We start from the raw sequence: 19,393 nt of genomic DNA, 5'->3' as shown, positions 1-19,393 counted from the left end.
ATGGTTCGCTTTTTCATAAAAGGGGAAATAGGAAAATGTTCAAAAAACTAGAATGTGTATCTATACATACGAAAGATATAGAAAAATCAGTTTCTTTCTATAAAGAAATGGGAATGAAGCAAAACTGGATGATAGAAAGAGAACTAGAAGAAGGGGGTATTTGGACGTTAATAGGATTGAAGTTTCCAGATGAGAAAAGTTCAGAGTTAGTAATAAGCAATCATCCGGATATTAATTTTACGGAAGTCGAAGTATTAGTAGAAGATGTACAACAAACGTATGAAAGTTTAAAAGATAATAAAGATGTAAAGTGGATTCGCGAACCATTTCCAACAGAATCAGGACATGTTGCAGTAATGGAAGCACCTGATGAGAATGTGTTTGTGTTAGTAGGGAAATAGCTGAAATATGGAGTGACCTTTCATAGTGAGTTATGAAAGGTTATTTTTATCCCGCTATTTGCCGGGCAGCGCGATTGGTGAGGGCTAATAATCAATGGGGGATGAACAAAACCTCCACTGATTAAAGTTTCACTTTATAAGTGGATTGTTAAATTTGTATTGTTTTATCTGTAATACATATGAAAATGGTAAAATAAAATAGCAATTAAATATTGCGGGTGGAAGGTTATGCCCTTTCTTCATTTTGTGAAGAAAGGAGGTGTAATCGTATGGAATTTCTTTTGCAAATTTTGTTGGAAATTACAAAAACTATAGCTAGAGAAGGTATAGTTTTTGGATTTAAGAAATTAACGGCAAAAAAAGCGCAAAAAGAAGACCACCCGTCTGCCTGCGAAGCGTGGGAAGTCTTCTAAGCGCAAATAAGCTTTAGTTGCAACCTTCCACCTTGCGGTAATTAGTTGCAGTGACGGGGTGTTGGAAGCACCTCGTCTACTTCATTTTATGCAAAACTTAGTTAGTTTATACTTCTATTTATAGTATAACAGTTTAGAAATGTATTTGTTAATAGTTTTACTTTTACTTTTACTTTGTATAGTAGGGAAGCAGGTTAGTATTGTCGGTTTTTGTCGGTAAGTCGATATATCTAGAAAATCGCTGATATAATTCGAATTGCGCCGATATAATTTCATATACCGATAAAACACCTCAAAAAAAACGATCCACATAATTTTAATTACAGTAAAATTATTCCAGGGAAGAAAAAAGACGCCACATAGCGTCTTTCCTACGAACGAAACGGAAATACAAGAATAATCGTCGTTCCTTTTCCGAGTGCACTATCAACGGAAATTGTTCCGTTATGAGCATGAACGAGCTGTTTTGTAATGGCTAGGCCAAGTCCAGTTCCGATGTTGCTTTCTTCTGTGTTTGTTCCGCGGTAATATCGTTCAAATAGAAGTTCTTTCGTTTTTTCATCCATTCCTTTTCCGTCATCTGAAATGGAGAGTGTAAAGGAATTAGCGTTTTGTGATAATTTTACGATGACAGTAGTTGTTTCGTTATTATGTTTTACAGCATTTACGAGTAAGTTTTCGATAATACGCTGGAACCATTTTTCTTCAATAAAATATTGAATTTTATTTGAGCTCGGTACGAATTCAATATTTTGATTTTGGAGTGTTGGATTGTTAATAAATTGCAATAACACTTTTTGAACGAACTGATTGATTTCAACGTTTACGTGTTGGGCAGGAAGGCTGTTATTTTTTAATTGATACGTTAAGCTTAAATCATCAATTAATGTCGTCATATATTGAGATTTCTCTTTCATAACACTACCAAATTGCTGAATATCACGATCAGTCCAGTTATATTGATTCGATTCGAGTAATAATGCGTAGCCATATATAGAGCTAAGTGGTGTTTTTAAATCATGCGTTAGACCGGTAATCCATTCTTCTCGTGTTTGCTGGAGTACTTGCCTCATCGCATCATTTTTTTTGAGTGTAATAGAAAGGTGTTCTAGTGAACTTGTTACATCTCTAAACAAACGAAATGACCATTTTTCTTTACCAGATCGCCGGAACCTGACAGGTTTTCCTTTTTTACTAATAGGTTCTTCATACTTTCCACCAGCGATATTTTTAAGCCAGCGCATCGCATGTAATAACGGTTTCCCGAATTTATTACCGTACCAAATAGAAAGAATGACTAAATAAACAAATACGATAAGAAGGATTAATCCGCATCCGATGAGAAACTTCTTAGTAAATACATCTTCAATTTCGTCATCTGGATAATAGTGCTCATTTTTTGCAGTTACAACGAGAAGGTTGCCACTATTTGCATCGTAAAAGCTAGACGTGTTTTCTTTATGATTCCACGGTTCTTTTTCATTAAGGGTAATTTGTATTGCTGAAAATGTTTTTTTCTTTCCAGTTGGATAGGAAAAAACCTCTTCGCCATTTTGATTAAATATTTGAAGTGTTGCTTTTTCTTTAGACAGTAACTGTTTTTCTTGATCTGTTAATGCGAACGAATCCATCATTAAAGAGGAGTGATCCTTTTGAATTGCTGTCAGTAACGCATTGCTTTTTAACATACCACCATAAATAACAAGTGCTTTCTTTTCTTCTAATTCAATTTCCCAATATGTAAATTTATAATTGCTTTCGATATGATGTTGTATATATGCGACTAAAGATGTCTTCGTATAAGCATCCGGAACATCATTTGGTGTATTAAAGTGGTAGAGGATCTTTCCGTTTTCATCTACAACTTGGAGCCAATCATTTTTCTCCTTTATTAAATCTTGCACTTCAGATTGTAACGAAATATGCCCATCCTCTGAAGAGATGTATCTTGAAATTGTAAAACTATCAGAATCCGGAATGTTAGGTTCGTATAAAGTACTAGTAAGAAGAAAAATTAAATAAGTAAAAGCAGCAACTACAGCGATAAGTAATGTAACTAAAACAAAAACGTGTTGCATGATAAATTGAATAATAAGTCGTTTATTAAAATTCATATCGTCACCCTACTTTGTAACGAACTTATAACCAAGCCCGCGAACGGTTTTTATATATTCTGGTTTACTTGGATCATGTTCAATTTTTTCACGTAGTTTTCGAATGTGGACCATAACAGTGTTGTCATCGCCATTATAGGCAGGTGCTCCCCAAACTTTTTCGTATATTTCCTCTTTCGAAAATACGTAGTTCGGATTCTCGCAAAAGAAGAGTAGTAGTTGAAAGAGTTGAGCGGAGCATTCGACAATGTGCCCATCTACTGTTAGTTCTGCAGAGTGCTGATCAATTTCAAATCTTCCAAATGAAATCGAGTGTGATTTTTGTTCGTGTGGTACGGTTTGTTTCATATGTCTCCGAAGCTGTGCTTTCATACGTGCTACTACTTCTAATGGATTAAATGGTTTCGTAATATAATCATCTGCACCGTATGAAAATCCGGATATTTTATCTAAATCAGATGCTTTTGCTGATAGGAAGAAAATTGGACAATCTGTTTGTTGGCGAATGATTGGACAAATATCAAAACCAGATTGTCCAGGAAGCATTACATCTAAAATAATTAAATCGTAATTGTTTTGCTTAGTTAGAGATAAAGCCATTTCAGCTGATGTTGCAGTTGTAATATGAGAAAAGCCTTCTTTTTCAAGAATGGTAGTTAGTAATTGTAAAATTGCTGTTTCATCATCAACGAGTAAAATATTTGCTTGGTACATAAACATCCCTCCTAATTTCCTCGAATATCATATCATCATTTTGTAACTTATGGAATTTTTAAGGAAATTTTAAGGTTTTCTTTCGCAAAAAATTAAGAATCAAATGATATGATAAAAGTAACATAGGGGAGGAGATGAGTGTGAACCCGTTTCAAGTGATGCGAGCTAGATATTTTTTAATTGTATTTGCACTATTAATTTTAATAGCGAGAAGTAGTGGCGATTTGCTAACAAGTATATTTCATATACAAAATTCTTCTTTTATAAATATTCTTATATTCTATATCCTTCCAATGGTATGGATTTCTTATGAGTATAGAAAGCACCACATTTCATTTTCATTATTTGTTAATAAAAATGAAACATTTAACTTGGTACAAGTTTTATACATTACGGTTATGTTATGCATGTTTAGTTACGGGTATCTTATTTTGTATATGTATAGTTTTGCATGGATTACACCGGACTTTATTATGAACGCCCTGCATGAACCAATTGTAGATAGTACTGGGGGATATGTATCTCAAGTCATTAGGGTCGTATTCATCGCACCAATTATCGGGGAATTTGTTTTTCGCGGATTTTTACTTCAACGTTTTGCAACAAAATGGGGAACGAGCATAGCGACCATCGTTGTAGCAATATTGTTTGCGTTGTTACATGTTGATTTCCTCGGTGCAGCCATATTCAGCATCGTATTGTCAATCGTATATATTCGTACGAAAAGTTTACTCATGCCAATTGCAATACATATGTTAAACAATGCATTTGTAATAGGTGCGTCTTTTCTAATAAGTAGAGAAAAAATTATTAGTTTTGCCGATTTCTCAAATTATACGACATTCTTTCCTGGACTTATTATTTTTATAACAGGATTAAACTTAGTACTTATCTTTTTATTTGTTAATCGCAAATATTGGAGTAAAGAAGTGCCGGTTATATATGCAGAGCAGGAAAAGAGCTTTTCAGATGTAGTCGGGAGTAAATAAGATGAAGAAGACGGTTGAAAAAATATTAAAAGACATTATAGATTCTACGTCTATTACAGATATGTGTGATAAAAGCGTTTGTCATTGGCTTCAACCTGTAGTAGATACGATTGTGTTTCCAGAGTATTACGTATTTTCTAGTACTCATTTAAAAGAAAATATTATTTCTCTTCTTACTTGTGTTCGGGGTTTTACTAATATTTGGTCTAATTGTAGAAGAAATGATGAAGCGCATCTTCAAAAAGAATGGAGAGAAGTATGTGTGGGTTCATAAAGTATTCGAGAAAGTAATGGTGGCTTTCCTTTTGTTTTATGGTATAAAAACAATCATTTACTTTATAGCTTTGAAACATCATTAATTCGAAATTTGAAAGGGATGTATAAAATTATATGAATGAAACGATATCATCAAATAAGTTTTTTTATTTGATTTTACTTAGTCTAGTGTTAATAACGACAGTGAATGTTATTTTGCGCTGGGAGGAAGCTTATTTTTTCATGTATTTAGCGCTCCATTTGTTGGGGATTTTATGTATAAGTGGTGGAGTCGTTACTGAAAAAAAGAATGAAGAAAGCGTTAACTATATGTGTGTGATCGGTCTTGTTTTACTTTTAGCTGTACAGGGTATTATGAAATATAGTTCTTTCTCTTTACAAGATTTTAGTTTATTAATAGATGTACTTCCTTAAAGAGGCTTTTTATGTTATCTAAAAAGCAAGTAGGGTACGTGCTGGTTTGTAAGTGTGATCCTTATTACGGATTGTGAACCGAAGAAAATGTTTAAAGATAGGTAAAACTCTTCTTATGTAGAAGAGTTTTTTTATGTAAATAAAAAGATTCAGAGCAATTCACATAATAAGCTTGTTCTAATTTAGCGTGTACGAACTTACAATAATAATAGACAGGCAGCATAGAGGAGGGAATAGCGTGAGGAAGGTTATCGGTTGGTCGCTTTTTTTGTACGTTGGATTTGCGTTACTTATATATTGGTATTTATTTGGATGGAATCATGAACTTATTCCGGACATGTATAAGGGAACGAGTGCAGATCCAGAAACGTTTATGAGTGCTAGAGAGCTTACGCTAAGCCAAGATTATTCGCGCGTGAAAAATTTACTATACTTTTTAGCGACGCCTCTTGAATGGATTATTTTATTATTTGTACTTGTGCTAGGTATTTCAAGAAAGTTTGAGAAATGGTCGAAGGAAACGACTAAAATAAGTGTTTTGCAAGTTGCGATTTATTTCTTTTACTTATCATTATTGACAACAGTGCTTGCCTTACCGATGCAATGGATTGGCCGGAAAGTGTCCGTTGATTACGGCATTTCAACGCAAAGTACACAAAGCTGGATAAAAGATCATGTTATCGGTTTTTGGGAAAGTTATGCGACTATGTTAATCGTAGTTACCGTTCTATTATGGCTTATCCGTAAATTTCCGAAGAGATGGTGGCTAGCAGGATGGGCGCTCTCTGTTCCATTTACAATCTTTTTAACATTCATACAGCCTGTCGTTATTGATCCGCTTTATAACGACTTCTCGACGCTGAAAAATAAAGAATTAGAAACGAAAATTTTAGCGATAGCAGACAAAGCGGACATTCCTGCTAAACACGTATATGAAGTAAATATGTCAGAAAAAACGAATGCATTAAATGCTTACGTAACAGGAATTGGCCCTAACGCCCGTATTGTAATGTGGGATACAACACTTAAGCAGTTAAAAGATAAAGAGATTTTATTTATAATGGCCCATGAAATGGGGCATTACGTTATGAAACATATATATTTTGGCGTTGCAAGTTATGTATTGCTATCGTTTATAGGTATGTTTTTAATTAGTCGTATTATAAATATGTGTATTCGCAAATGGGGAGATACATTGCAAATTTCAAAAGTGGCATGTTTCTCCATTTTACCTTTATTTTTCTTAATTTCTTCTATACTCTCATTTGCAGTACAACCAGCAACAAACTATGTTTCACGTATAGAAGAAAGAGCGGCAGATCAATATGCTTTAAATATGACGAAGGACGGAAAATCTGGTGTGAAAACTTTTCAATATTTATCAAAAACAAGTTTAAGCCAAGTGAATCCGCCTGCGTTAGTGAAATTTTTCTTATATACGCACCCACCAATTTTTGAAAGAATTCATACGTTTGAACAATATGAGAAACAAAGAAAAAAGGAGTAGCTATTATGCTACTTTTTTTTATAGAGATATAAGTTTCATATTGGGAATATTTATCATTGCTTTTTATTGCGATTTTGTAAATAATAAGCTATAAAATTCTAAAAATCTATATATAAAGGAATAAAGGTGAAAAAATGTATTTTTTACAAAATTTAAAAGTGAAATATAAATTATTAGCGCTTATTTCATTAGCAGTTTTAGGTATGGTAATTATAAGCAGTGTAGCAATTCATTCTATTAATAAGATTAAGCACGATACAGAGGTTGTAGTAGATGATTATCAATATTCTGCAATTTTATTAGAAGGAATGCTTCGCACACAAAATTCACTAGAATATAACTTATTAGAGTTAATTACGGCATCACAAAATGAAGTGGCAAATAAAGAGGGAATAATTAATAATATTGAAAAGGATCTTAAAAAATATGATTCTTTATTAAAAGAATATGATGATGGTTTTAATTTAAGTAAGCAAGAGGATGAACTGTTTCAGAAGATGAAGAAATCTTTACCAAGTTATAAAGATACATATAAGAAATTATTTGAAAAGGCAAAGGCAACAAACGAGCCGCAAATGGTAAATGAATTTCAGAAGGAATTAAAACCGAAGGGAATAGAGTTAGCCGGTTATGCAGTGGATCTAGAATCGTATGTTTCAAATTTAGCTGACCAAGTATTTAAAGAGTCGCAAAAAATGATTGATCGTTCCGTTATTACCTTTATCATTCTTGTAGTAGTTACTACAATCGTTATATGTATAGTAAGTTATATTATTAGCAAGCTTATAGTTGCTCCTTTACAAACGGTTAGTCGTATGATGGAAAGAGCGAAAGAAGGAGATTTAACTGTACATGGTGATTATACTGCTAAGGATGAATTAGGTGTATTAGTAAGTAATTTTAATGAGATGATTGCAGGGCTAAGAACAAATATGCAAGAAGTAGAGAATAATATTCAGCTTCTATTCCAATATGCAGACGGAGTAGCATCTGCGTCAGAAGTATCTAGTAGTGCAGCCAAAAAAATCACTATGGATATTGAAGAAGTCGCAAATGGCGCAGAGAGTCAAATGCAAGCAATGGAACAAACTGCGGGTGCGATGGAAGAGTTGACACAAGGAATGCAGAGTATAGTCAATACATCATCCTCTGTAAATGAATTATCTGCTCAATCAGCATTAGATGCAGAGAGTGGTAACAAATTAATGAAACAAATGATTCAACAGATGGATACAATCCAAAATTCGGTACATAGCGGTGTGAAACAAGTAGAGACTATGAAAGAACAATCAGAAGAAATTGTTAAAATCATTGATGTTATGCAAGGTATTACCTCCCAGATTAACTTATTAGCATTAAACGCCGCAATTGAGGCTGCACGTGCTGGTGAAAGTGGTAGAGGATTTGCAATTGTGGCAGATGAAGTGCGGAAATTAGCAGAACAATCTAGTGATTCTGCAAAACAAATTGAGAATCTTATTACTCAAGTTATGGGAACAACGAACCATACGGTACATATGATGGGGAAAGTAGATAATGAGGTACAGGCAGGTACACAAGTAGTAATGCATACAGAAAAAGTATTTGGAACAATTACAGAAAAAGTACAGCAAGTATCTGAGCAAATTCAAACGGTATCTATGTCTACAGATGAAATTGCAGCGAGTAGTGAGGAAATCTCGGCTTCTGCAGAAGACATGGCTCAAATTTCCCAAAGATCATCTGACCGAACTGATAGGGTAAAAGAGTCTATTCAACAGCAAGAAAAATCTGTTCAAGAGATTTCGGTTTCAATTGAACATATGCATAACGCAGCAGGAAAACTAAAACAAATAGTTGCCCAATTTACTCTTCAAAAGTAGTAGCATATTTGAGTGTTAATAAAGATAAAAAAATCATCCTCTTTTAAGAAAAAAGGATGATTTTTTTATCCCGCTATTTGCTGGGCAGTAAGACCCCACCTCAAAAATCAGCGAAAACGAGTTATCAGTGAAGGGGAATGCTACCTCTGAAATATAAACCATGAATATAGTAGCCTCCACTATGTATCTCCTTTAGGTGCCAATAAAGGGAAGTTATAAAGTGAAAAGGAGTTTATAAAGAGATTGTAGAATGTTTTAGTATATAACACCTTAGATGTGACAACTTCCTTTTTGAAAAAGAAAGAAGGGAGTATAAAGCAGAAAGGTAGTGGAAATATTTCTTCTAGAAGATTTACATTTTATCTTACATTCACCAAAAAATAATACTCCTGAAACAATGAAGTTCATTTTATTTGAATGAAATAGGGAGAGAGGACAATGAAGAAAAAAATATTGGGTGTAATGATGATTGCGACAATGGCAGGAGGTATATTTGCAGGGACGAATGTGACGCCTGTAAAAGCGGAAGAGTATCCACAAATGATTGTGTTTGAAGATGTTCCATACGGATTTTGGGCATATGATGCTATTATGGATTTAGCATATCATAAAATTATATTAGGGTATGGAAACGGGAAGTATGGTGTTGGCGATCTTATAACACGTGAACAAGTAGCTGGGACTATTTACAGAACACTTGAGATAAAAGAAGAAGGGCCAGTAGCGAATCCGTATAAAGATGTTTCTGATAGTACAACAACTTTTAAAAAGGAAATTTTGGCGTTAACAAAACGTGGTGTTTTTTCAGGGGATGGCCAAGGGAATTTTAGGCCGAAAGCACCAATCTCTAGAGCGGAAATGGCTGTCATTTTAAAACGAGCATTTCATTTTGAAACGAAACAAAAACATACATTTAAAGATATTCCAAAAGGCCACTGGGCAGAAGACGCAATTAGTGCGTTACAATCTAATAATGTTGTGAGAGGAACTGGGAATGACATGTATGAATTAAATCGCCCTGTACCTAGAGAACAATATGCTCAGTTTATTAATAATGCGATTATTAATTATCATTTGAAAGAGGATTGGAAGTAGAGTGAAATATGAAAGCACAAATAGAAATATTTGTGCTTTTTTGTTTGTTTAAAAAAGAATTATTATTCGAATTTATGTATTTTTATGGTTATACACAAGCTTTATAATCAACCCGATGAAAAAGACATGATGTGTAATATGATTCACAAAACCGTCACGAAATGTGTCGAAAAATATATTGTCACTATACTATTTATTCTGTATATTTTTAAAAAAACATATACATATTGGGGAGATAATTAGATGAGCAAAAAATTATTAAAAACAGCTACAGCATTAACAATTATGGGTGGGGTGTTATTCTCAGCAGAGAGTAACAGTGTAAAAGCGGAAAGTGCACTGTTGCAAAAAACAAATACAATTGTATTTAAAGATGTACCAAAAGGACATTGGGCATATGAGGCAATTCATGAATTAGCGGAACAAGAAATTATTTTAGGATATGGCGATGGAATATTCGGTTTTGGGGATAATGTAACACGTGAGCAAGTTGCAGCTTTAATTTACCGTGTGTTTGATATGGAAGAACAAGATGAATATGAAAACCCATATGGAGATATTGATGAAAATTCAACAAGCTTTATCGAGGAGATATTGGCTTTAACGGAAATGGGAATTTTCCAGGGAGACGAGAATGGAAACTTTAGACCGAAGGCGACGTTAACGCGTGCGGAAATGGCACAAGTTCTTACGAATGCTTTTGACTTACAGGCAAAGGGATCTCATAACTTTAATGATGTTTCAGCAAATTCATGGGCAACGAATGCAATTAGTGCAGTACAAACAAATGGTATTACAATGGGAATCGGAGAAGGTAAATTCGGTCCGTCTATGAAGGTAACGAGAGAACAATACGCACAGTTTTTACATAGAGCAATATTGCATGATATGGAACAAGGGCAGTAATAAAGTTTAACTAGTCAAAGTGAAATTTAAAAATAATACAAAAAGGTCGTTGTTGTATAACAGCGGCCTTTTTTGTATGAAATAAAGCGCGAAAGAATGGCGTTTTGAAAAAAAATGAAATGAATTTTCAAAAAAAACTTCCTTTTCTGAAGATTTGTTATATAATATAAAACATGAAATCAAATCTGTTATAAAACAGTTTAAGAAGGGGATGCTAATATGTCGACGCAAACTTCACGGGTTACATTGCCCGGAGAAATGTTACCAGCGTACAACGAAATATTGACACCTGAGGTGCTTAGTTTTTTGAAGGAACTACATGAGAATTTTAATGAGCGCCGCATAGAACTTTTACAAAAACGTGTAGAAAAACAAAAGAGAATTGATGCAGGGGAGTTTCCGAAGTTTCTAGAAGAAACAAAACATATACGTGAAGCGGATTGGACAATTGCCAAGCTGCCAAAAGACTTAGAGGATCGCCGCGTAGAGATTACTGGACCGGTAGATAGAAAGATGGTCATTAACGCTTTAAATTCAGGAGCGCATCTTTTTATGGCGGATTTTGAAGATTCGAATTCACCAACTTGGGAAAACGCAGTTGAAGGGCAAATCAATTTACGAGATGCAGTAAAGGGAACGATTTCACATAAAAATGATAAAGGGAAAGAATATAGATTAAATGAGAAAACAGCTGTACTCATTGTACGTCCAAGAGGATGGCATTTAGAGGAAAAGCATATGCAAGTTGATGGGAAAAATATGTCGGGTAGTTTAGTAGATTTCGGCTTGTATTTTTTCCATAATGCGAAAGCTCTTTTAGCAAAAGGGAGCGGCCCATACTTTTACTTACCGAAAATGGAAAGTTATTTAGAAGCGAGATTATGGAATGATGTATTCGTATTTGCTCAAAAATATATCGGCATTCCAAATGGAACGATTAAAGCAACTGTGTTACTAGAAACGATTCACGCTTCGTTTGAAATGGATGAAATTTTATATGAGCTAAAAGATCATTCTGCTGGCTTAAATTGCGGAAGATGGGATTATATTTTTAGCTTTTTAAAGAGTTTCCGTAATCATAATAAATTCTTACTACCAGATAGAGCACAAGTCACGATGACGGCGCCATTTATGCGTTCGTATTCTTTGAAAGTAATTCAAACATGTCACCGCCGTAATGCACCAGCAATTGGAGGGATGGCGGCACAAATTCCGATTAAAAATAATCCAGAAGCAAATGAAGCAGCTTTTGAAAAAGTGCGTGCTGATAAGGAACGCGAAGCTTTAGACGGTCATGACGGGACTTGGGTCGCCCACCCTGGACTTGTACCGGTTGCAATGGAAGTGTTTAATCACATTATGAAAACACCAAATCAAATTTTTAGAAAACGTGAAGAAATATGTGTAACAGAAAACGATTTACTAGAGGTACCGGTGGGAACGATTACAGAAGAGGGCCTTCGCATGAATATTAGCGTAGGTATTCAATATATTGCATCTTGGTTAAGCGGACGGGGAGCAGCACCCATTTATAATTTAATGGAAGATGCGGCAACAGCTGAAATTTCAAGAGCACAAGTATGGCAATGGATTCGTCATGAAGGTGGAAAACTAAATGATGGTCGTAATATTACGCTTGAATTAATGGAAGAGCTAAAAGAAGAAGAATTAGCAAAAATAGAAAGAGAGATTGGTAAGGAAGCCTTTAAGAAAGGGAGATTCCAAGAGGCGACAACGTTGTTTACAAATCTCGTTCGAAATGATGAATTCGTACCATTTTTAACATTACCGGGTTATGAAATTTTATAAAAAACGAAAAGGGGATGGAACAAATGAAAAACGAAAGAATCGAGAAGTTGCAAGAAAGCTGGGAATTAGATGAGCGTTGGAAAGGGATCACACGTCCATATTCGGCAGAAGATGTAATTCGCCTGCGCGGGTCAATTGACATTGAACATACGTTAGCGCGTCGCGGTGCTGAGAAGCTTTGGACATCGCTTCATACAGAAGACTATATTAACGCACTTGGCGCATTAACAGGAAACCAAGCGATGCAACAAGTAAAAGCTGGGTTAAAAGCGATTTACTTAAGTGGTTGGCAAGTAGCAGCTGATGCAAACCTTTCTGGACATATGTATCCAGACCAAAGTTTATATCCAGCGAACAGCGTACCTGCTGTAGTAAAACGAATTAATCAAACGCTTCAACGTGCGGATCAAATTCAGCATATGGAAGGAAGCGATGATACAGACTATTTCGTACCGATTGTAGCAGATGCAGAAGCTGGATTTGGTGGGCAATTAAATGTATTCGAACTGATGAAAGGTATGATTGAAGCAGGTGCATCAGGTGTGCATTTTGAAGATCAATTATCTTCAGAGAAAAAATGTGGCCATTTAGGTGGAAAAGTACTACTACCAACGCAAACAGCAGTACGCAATTTAATTTCTGCACGCCTTGCAGCAGATGTAATGGGAGTGCCGACAATTATCGTTGCAAGAACAGATGCGGATGCAGCTGATTTAATTACGAGCGATATCGATCCTGTTGATAAAGCATTTATTACAGGAGAAAGAACACCAGAAGGATTTTACCGTACGAATGCAGGTCTTGATCAAGCAATTGCGCGCGGTTTAGCGTATGCACCGTACGCAGACCTCGTTTGGTGTGAAACGTCAGAACCAAATTTAGAAGATGCAAAACGATTTGCGGACGCAATTCATAAGGAGCATCCAGGGAAGCTACTTGCATATAACTGCTCACCTTCATTCAACTGGAAACAAAAACTAGATGAAAAAACAATTGCAAGCTTCCAAAAGGAAATCGCATCTTACGGTTACAAGTTCCAATTCGTAACACTTGCTGGATTCCATTCATTAAATTACGGTATGTTTGAACTAGCACGTGGCTATAAAGAGCGCGGCATGGCAGCATACTCTGAACTACAACAAGCAGAATTCGCAGCTGAAAAACACGGCTACTCTGCAACACGTCATCAACGCGAAGTAGGAACAGGTTACTTTGATGAAGTGGCACAAGTGATTACAGGCGGAACTTCATCAACGACAGCGTTAAAAGGATCTACAGAAGAAGCACAGTTTACGAAATAAAAGGTGCCCCTTGTTATTTTCTAAACGATTCGAAAAGAGAGAGGGAGTTGTCGGCAAAAAACGATACTTCCTTTTCTTTATTACTAAATCAACTCCACTCAGCCCTATGATCACGAATAAACTTTATATCTTTCTCATAATGCTCTAGATGTCCTTCATCAATCATTCTTTGGAAATTCAAGTCGCCTTCTTGCGCTTTTCGTTTCATATATGTACATAACCCTTCTAATCGAAGCAACACCATTCCTAAGTAATCTTCATTCATATTTTTACCATAGGACTGAACGAACAAATTCATTCTCTCTTTAATACGATCTGCATGTTGCGATGAGTCATAATGAACGGCTTCACCGGATTCTGTATAATACACTCTACTTAAAGGCACACAAGTATAAAGTGTATAAGCGATATCCCATAGTCTTGGACCAGGAGCAGCAACATCGAAATCAATAATCCCTACTGGCTTCTCATTATTAAAAATAATGTTATATATGGCAAAATCATTGTGACATAAAACCTCAATGTTATTTGGCGTGTGATCCATCGGTTTCCAATCATTTAATAACGGAAAATCACTTACAGCATCATGGTAAAGGCGGAGCATCTTTGCTATTTCTTTTAATACATTATTAGATCGCATATATTCTTTTAAAGGATAATTGCCAGCTTCTCCTTCAATAAAGGATAAAATCTCTCTATCTTTTTCATCTACACCTAAAAACTTTGGCGCATGATGAAATCCCTTGTTTTCTAAGTGTTGTAATAGCTTATGGATCTTTGCACTATCTGGCTTTAACTCTCGACGAACAGTATTTTTAGAACGATATACGTTCGAAACGTTTCCGCCTGTTAGCTTTTCTTCGTTATCGTAGTTTGACATGTAAAAATTCCCCCTATAATTAAAAAATCCAATTCCAAATAGTAAATAGACCAACAACGGCAGAAAAGAGAAGGGAAGCAAGCAATGCTAGACAGCAAAAAGGAACTAGCTTATCTTGCCATGTTTCTTTATACTCATAAATTAACTCCTCTGCTACTTTCTTCTGCACTGAAGATAAAGGTTGATCTTTATACAAACCTTTTATATGGTTAGAATCGCCTTTAAACTTTAAAGCACGTGCAATATGATGAGGATTATTTCCCATTGATTTTTCAAATAATAAACATGATTCATGCATAATGTCTGTTTTATCCCGCATTAACGGGCAGTAAGACCCCCACCTCAAAATTTAGCGAAAGCGAAGAAGTTAGGTGAGGGATCAACTGCCCGTAAAAGCCCGATTGGTTCAACTAATAATCAGTGGGGAATGAACAAAACCCCCACTGATTAAAGTTTCACTTTATGCTCCTCTAGATACCAGTAACGTCCAGCCATTTCTGGATATTGTAATGTATAATAAATATCTCCGAGTTGTTTTCGAAGATGTAATTCATTTGGGTATGTAAAGATGAGGCCATGCAATCTATCCCTTGCTTTTCCAAGATTATTATTTTCAATATCCTCTTCAATTCTTTTTAATGTTTTTCTAGAAATTTTATTTGCCATAAACTCCTCCTTATTTAGAATAGAGATAATTATATTTTATAAGAAATACTAAAAATTAGAAATTCTATTTTCGAAAAAGATTGTACATTTTATTTTAATGTGCTATGATGATGTCAGTTGAATAGTTAAATTAAGCAATCCATATGTTATCAAGTGCTGGAAACGAACGAGAAAAAGTATGTGAGAACTAGTTTATGTTTCGTATTTGATAATGTGTGGATTCTTTTTTTAGACAGGAAGACTAAAAAATTAAAAATTTGTATTTTCTTAGGAGGAAATAATCATGGCAGTAACAGGACAAGTAAAATGGTTTAACAACGAAAAAGGCTTCGGTTTCATCGAAGTTCCAGGCGAAAACGACGTATTCGTACACTTCTCTGCAATCGAAACTGAAGGTTTCAAATCTCTAGAAGAAGGCCAAAAAGTTAGCTTCGAAATCGAAGAAGGTAACCGTGGACCTCAAGCTAAAAACGTAATCAAACTATAATTTTATAGTTGATGATGGAAAAAAGGATGGCTAATGCCATCCTTTTTTTGTTGTGGGGAAAGTTTTTTCAGAGCCTGTTTTTATATCTAAATCTCTTTTTCTATGTTACAACGGGTGAAAAATTATCTGGAATGCTTATTAGTTTCTGTAGAAGAATTAGTTCAGCAAGAGCATTTGCTGCGTATGATAGTAAATAACTATAAATTTGTATTCTCTATTGAAATAGGGGAATCTTTTCCAGATAGACCTTGAGTAACATCTTTTTTGTTAGCATTGTTGTTGGAATTTTGTACGTTTTGAGATGATGTTTCTAACAGTTGTTCTTGTTCCTTACTAGGGGTATTCAGAGCATCTGAGGGGATGCTATTAACCTGCTGGCTTAATAGATTTTCTTTGTCCATAGTATACAGCTCCTTTTTGGAATTCGATAAAAAGCAATGTAATTATAAATAGCTACTTATATATATTGTGTTTTTGAATGACATTATATACAAAACTTATATTACAAAGTTAACTAATTAACGAATTGTTAGTGATGGATAAAGATGTACAAATTTGAAGTGTTTAATAAAAATTAAAAGCGGGTAACAAGTAATACTCTTTCTCATGTTTTATATAAGGATCATATTACAAATCAAAAAAGATGTAGAGAACCTTGGGAGAAAATATAGTTGTTTTTTTTAGGGAGAAGAATAAATAAAATGATACTACAAATGTAAAAAGGCATTCCATAAAGGAAGGCCTTTTATTGTTCTTGTCCTGATTTTTTCTTCTCACGTTTTTTACATTCTGGACATCTTGATTTACGAAACGGTTTAGCAAAGAATAGCAGAATGAAAAATAAACCAAATATAATACTAGCTGAGTTTTTCACGATAATGACGCTACTATTTTTCATTTGAATCGATGGTTGGATCTCTTTTTCTTCCATAATGGCCCTCCATATATTGGATTTACATTTTAATTATAGCAAAGTTAATTGTTTTCATGATGTGAAAATAGGAAGGGATAATAAATATTTATAGGTAGTATAAATGCTGTTTTTATAACTTTAAAATTAAATCATTACTATATCGTGATTTTTTTATTTAACAAATGTTTGATAAATGATAAAAAATTGTAAAAAAGCGGAACTTGTAAGCTATTTCCTTTTCATAGATGCTAAAATTATATATGCAGCTGCTAATATAAATGGAAAAAAGGAGATAATGGAGTATGGAAAGTAAAGTGGAACGCTATGTCGAAAATTATGTTGTAACGAAAAATACGATGGCCTTACTTCCTGTCGTTCTAAGTGAAAAGAAAATTGTTACGCGAGTCGTTGAAATGAATGATTCTTTTTTCGTATTTCAAAAACCTCTAGATATTATAGAAAGAAGTTGCCGCAAGCATGGCTCTAGTTTCTTAGGCAGAAAAGAAGGAACGAAAGAGTTAACTCATATTACACATAAAGCACCGATTGCGATTAGTCCAGCAGATCAACTTTATTTTTTCCCTACCTATTCTTACTCTAGAAAAGAGTGCGCTTGGTTGTCTCATTTTTATATTGAAAGTAATAAAGAATTAAAAGATGGAAATCTTATTATTAGATTTATAAATGGCTTTGCTGTGAAATTAGAAATATCAAAAACTAGTTTTGAAAATCAACAAAATCGTACAGCAAAATTACGTACTGAATATGAAGATCGTAGGAAAAAACAAGGGAGTCCTTGTTTTAAAGAGGTTGATAAAAAAGAGGAATCAACATTAAGACCCGCTTATGAGAGTGTGTATTTTGTGAAGGAAGGCGAAGTGTGAAAGGATGGGGGAATCCCCATTCTTTTTTTGTTTATCCTGTTATTTGTGGGCAGTAAGACCCCCGCCTCAAAATTCAGCGAAAGCAAAGAAGTTAAGCGGGGTATCAACAAAATCCCCACTGATTAAAGTTTCACTTTATCAGTCTTTGTAGGTAAGGCGATATATTAGAAAAACCGAGTTGTAATTGTTATATTTAGAAAATCCCCATTGTAATTTCATTTACCGAAAAAATCAAAAAAACAATCTAAATAACAAAACGAATGACACGTCCTGTCGAATATTGATAGATTATCATAGCTAAATAATGAAGGAATTCTTATGAAAGATATGGAAACTTTAATAAATACATCTCCATATGTCGTATCTACCATTTCCTCTTTCATATAAGCAATGATACAGTAGGGATAGTATTTAGAGTAAAGGGGTAAAGTGTAGAATGGATTTTCAGACAATCAAAGAGTATTTTTCACCAGAAAATATGGATCATATTGTTGAGAGTTATAAAGCGTTCGGACCACTTCTTGGTATTGGTTTACCGATGATAGAGGCGTTGATTCCAGCATTACCGCTTATTGTATTTGTACTGGCGAATGCTGTTGCATTTGGCTTTTGGCTCGGTTTTCTTTATTCATGGCTTGGATCAGTAATGGGTGCGTTACTTGTCTTTTTCATCATCCGCCATTTTGGTCGCAGTCGTTTCTTTTCGTTTGTAAATAAGCATGAGAGAGTACGAAAAGCAATGGGGTGGATTGAAAGGAAAGGATTCGCACCGATTTTTGTTATATTTTGTTTTCCGTTTACACCGTCAGCGCTCATAAATGTTGTCGCTGGTTTATCCCGAATTAGTGTAAAACAGTTTGGTCTAGCGTTAGCATTCGGAAAACTTGTGATGATTTTTATTTTAACGTATATCGGTCATGATTTAATGTCATTTATTCATAACCCGGTGAAATCAGTCATTGTAGCGATTGGTATTTTTATTTTATGGTATGTCGGTAAGAAAATCGAAGTAAAGTTAGAACTACATTAAGAATAGTCTTCTTTGTAAAGGAAAGCTTCAGTATTAAAGGATAAGGGGAGAAGCAGATGAAGAAAACTTTGAAAAAAGAAGGCATAGAGTGGATACGAACAATTTTAATTGGTGTATTATTAGCTGTATTTTTTCGAACGTTTTTCTTTTCAACGTATGTTGTAGAGGGGAAGTCAATGATGCCGACATTGCAAGATGGCAATATGCTAGTTGTAAATAAGGTGAGTTATCAAGTTGGGGACTTGAACAGATTTGACGTTGTGGTATTTCATGCGAATAAAAAAGAGGACTATGTAAAGCGGATTATCGGTTTACCTGGAGATCATATTGAATATAAGCAGGATAAGTTATATATAAATGGTCAATTTATTGATGAGCCTTATTTAGAGAAGTATAAGAAAGAGATAAATGGAAGGCAACTAACAGGCGACTTTACATTAGAAGAGTTAACGAAAGAAAAGCTGGTGCCACCCGGGTTTATTTTTGTAGTAGGTGATAACCGGCTCGGGAGCTGGGATAGTAGACACTTTGGCTTTGTAAAAGCTGATACAGTTGTCGGTAAAGTTGATTTGCGATATTGGCCAATTCAAGAGGTGCAAACGAATTTTTCAAAAGGTTGATATAATGAAGTAGAAGTATAGAAAAGACAAACAACTCAGTTTGTCTTTTTTCGTGTACTATAATACAATTATAGTAGCAAACTAACGTTCGTTATGTAAGTGAAAGGTGGGG

Annotated in this window: 19 protein-coding genes and 4 pseudogenes; 16 read left to right on the top strand and 7 right to left on the bottom strand. The window is 34.6% G+C overall.

Annotated features, from left to right (window positions below):
• The first annotated feature begins 35 nt into the window (after positions 1 to 35).
• Both M1D66_RS21380 and M1D66_RS21375 read left to right on the top strand, forming a co-directional pair.
• On the top strand, positions 36 to 401 hold the full coding sequence (locus M1D66_RS21380; RefSeq protein WP_000473638.1) for a VOC family protein: 366 nt from the start codon (positions 36 to 38) through the stop codon (positions 399 to 401).
• Between the two features lie 269 nt (positions 402 to 670).
• Positions 671 to 814 carry a hypothetical protein gene (locus M1D66_RS21375; protein WP_006916098.1) on the top strand — a complete coding sequence of 48 codons (144 nt, stop codon included), beginning with the start codon at positions 671 to 673 and terminating at the stop codon, positions 812 to 814.
• A gap of 371 nt (positions 815 to 1,185) precedes the next feature.
• On the opposite strand, the gene M1D66_RS21370 is transcribed toward M1D66_RS21375, so the two are convergent.
• Both M1D66_RS21370 and M1D66_RS21365 read right to left on the bottom strand, forming a co-directional pair.
• On the bottom strand, positions 1,186 to 2,928 hold the full coding sequence (locus tag M1D66_RS21370) for a sensor histidine kinase (RefSeq protein WP_242554772.1): 1,743 nt from the start codon (positions 2,926 to 2,928) through the stop codon (positions 1,186 to 1,188).
• Positions 2,929 to 2,937: 9 nt separating this feature from the next.
• Positions 2,938 to 3,642, bottom strand: coding sequence for a response regulator transcription factor (locus tag M1D66_RS21365; RefSeq protein WP_000283871.1), 705 nt, complete (start codon positions 3,640 to 3,642; stop codon positions 2,938 to 2,940).
• 140 nt (positions 3,643 to 3,782) lie between these two features.
• On the opposite strand from M1D66_RS21365, the gene M1D66_RS21360 reads away from it, so the two are divergent.
• From M1D66_RS21360 to aceA, 10 genes and pseudogenes are all read left to right on the top strand, one after another.
• A complete protein-coding gene (locus tag M1D66_RS21360) occupies positions 3,783 to 4,631 on the top strand; it encodes a CPBP family intramembrane glutamic endopeptidase (RefSeq protein WP_001067984.1) in 849 nt (282 codons plus the stop codon).
• 1 nt (position 4,632) lies between these two features.
• A pseudogene (locus M1D66_RS21355) lies at positions 4,633 to 4,990 on the top strand (hypothetical protein).
• 31 nt (positions 4,991 to 5,021) lie between these two features.
• Complete coding sequence (locus M1D66_RS21350; protein ID WP_001006050.1) at positions 5,022 to 5,321, top strand: DUF2101 family protein; 300 nt, start codon at positions 5,022 to 5,024, stop codon at positions 5,319 to 5,321.
• A 238-nt stretch (positions 5,322 to 5,559) separates the two neighbouring features.
• Positions 5,560 to 6,828, top strand: a complete 1,269-nt coding sequence (locus M1D66_RS21345; RefSeq protein ID WP_001233316.1) for a M48 family metallopeptidase — start codon at positions 5,560 to 5,562, stop codon at positions 6,826 to 6,828.
• 134 nt (positions 6,829 to 6,962) lie between these two features.
• Positions 6,963 to 7,694 (top strand): annotated as a pseudogene (locus tag M1D66_RS21340) (MCP four helix bundle domain-containing protein); the annotation flags it as partial.
• Positions 7,695 to 7,736: 42 nt separating this feature from the next.
• A complete protein-coding gene (locus M1D66_RS21335) occupies positions 7,737 to 8,690 on the top strand; it encodes a methyl-accepting chemotaxis protein (protein ID WP_404978304.1) in 954 nt (317 codons plus the stop codon).
• 438 nt (positions 8,691 to 9,128) lie between these two features.
• Positions 9,129 to 9,785 (top strand): S-layer homology domain-containing protein, encoded by a 657-nt coding sequence (locus tag M1D66_RS21330; protein WP_000727102.1) that lies wholly within the window; start codon positions 9,129 to 9,131, stop codon positions 9,783 to 9,785.
• 243 nt (positions 9,786 to 10,028) lie between these two features.
• Positions 10,029 to 10,691 (top strand): S-layer homology domain-containing protein, encoded by a 663-nt coding sequence (locus tag M1D66_RS21325; protein ID WP_242554770.1) that lies wholly within the window; start codon positions 10,029 to 10,031, stop codon positions 10,689 to 10,691.
• A gap of 219 nt (positions 10,692 to 10,910) precedes the next feature.
• A complete protein-coding gene (aceB, locus tag M1D66_RS21320) occupies positions 10,911 to 12,500 on the top strand; it encodes a malate synthase A (RefSeq protein WP_000107314.1) in 1,590 nt (529 codons plus the stop codon).
• Between the two features lie 23 nt (positions 12,501 to 12,523).
• A complete protein-coding gene (aceA, locus tag M1D66_RS21315) occupies positions 12,524 to 13,801 on the top strand; it encodes an isocitrate lyase (protein WP_000787346.1) in 1,278 nt (425 codons plus the stop codon).
• 88 nt (positions 13,802 to 13,889) lie between these two features.
• Here aceA and M1D66_RS21310 read toward each other — a convergent pair whose 3' ends face one another.
• The 3 genes and pseudogenes from M1D66_RS21310 to M1D66_RS21300 all read right to left on the bottom strand — a co-directional run.
• Positions 13,890 to 14,681, bottom strand: a complete 792-nt coding sequence (locus M1D66_RS21310) for a phosphotransferase (RefSeq protein WP_242554769.1) — start codon at positions 14,679 to 14,681, stop codon at positions 13,890 to 13,892.
• 19 nt (positions 14,682 to 14,700) lie between these two features.
• Positions 14,701 to 14,991, bottom strand: a pseudogene (locus M1D66_RS21305) (DUF6584 family protein); the annotation flags it as partial.
• A gap of 152 nt (positions 14,992 to 15,143) precedes the next feature.
• Positions 15,144 to 15,347, bottom strand: a pseudogene (locus M1D66_RS21300) (DUF6584 family protein); the annotation flags it as partial.
• A gap of 283 nt (positions 15,348 to 15,630) precedes the next feature.
• On the opposite strand from M1D66_RS21300, the gene cspA reads away from it, so the two are divergent.
• Positions 15,631 to 15,834, top strand: coding sequence for an RNA chaperone/antiterminator CspA (gene cspA, locus M1D66_RS21295; protein WP_000301522.1), 204 nt, complete (start codon positions 15,631 to 15,633; stop codon positions 15,832 to 15,834).
• Positions 15,835 to 16,031: 197 nt separating this feature from the next.
• On the opposite strand, the gene M1D66_RS21290 is transcribed toward cspA, so the two are convergent.
• Together M1D66_RS21290 and M1D66_RS21285 are read right to left on the bottom strand one after the other, a co-directional pair.
• Positions 16,032 to 16,235, bottom strand: coding sequence for a hypothetical protein (locus M1D66_RS21290; protein ID WP_000356912.1), 204 nt, complete (start codon positions 16,233 to 16,235; stop codon positions 16,032 to 16,034).
• 344 nt (positions 16,236 to 16,579) lie between these two features.
• Positions 16,580 to 16,765: a hypothetical protein gene (locus M1D66_RS21285; protein WP_078404202.1), complete on the bottom strand. Its 186-nt coding sequence runs from the start codon at positions 16,763 to 16,765 to the stop codon at positions 16,580 to 16,582.
• Between the two features lie 284 nt (positions 16,766 to 17,049).
• Here M1D66_RS21285 and M1D66_RS21280 point away from each other — a divergent pair, with 284 nt between their 5' ends.
• From M1D66_RS21280 to lepB, 3 genes are all read left to right on the top strand, one after another.
• The gene (locus M1D66_RS21280; protein WP_065381911.1) at positions 17,050 to 17,631 is read left to right on the top strand and encodes a competence protein ComK; all 582 of its coding nucleotides are present in this window, start codon (positions 17,050 to 17,052) and stop codon (positions 17,629 to 17,631) included.
• A gap of 436 nt (positions 17,632 to 18,067) precedes the next feature.
• Positions 18,068 to 18,661 (top strand): TVP38/TMEM64 family protein, encoded by a 594-nt coding sequence (locus M1D66_RS21275; protein ID WP_000347517.1) that lies wholly within the window; start codon positions 18,068 to 18,070, stop codon positions 18,659 to 18,661.
• A gap of 56 nt (positions 18,662 to 18,717) precedes the next feature.
• On the top strand, positions 18,718 to 19,281 hold the full coding sequence (gene lepB / locus M1D66_RS21270; RefSeq protein WP_023521412.1) for a signal peptidase I: 564 nt from the start codon (positions 18,718 to 18,720) through the stop codon (positions 19,279 to 19,281).
• Positions 19,282 to 19,393 lie beyond the last annotated feature (112 nt).

It is taken from the genome of Bacillus sp. PK6-16 (assembly GCF_056530295.1).
Note: the sequence above shows the minus strand (reverse complement) of the source record. Positions and strands in the feature narration are given on the sequence as shown.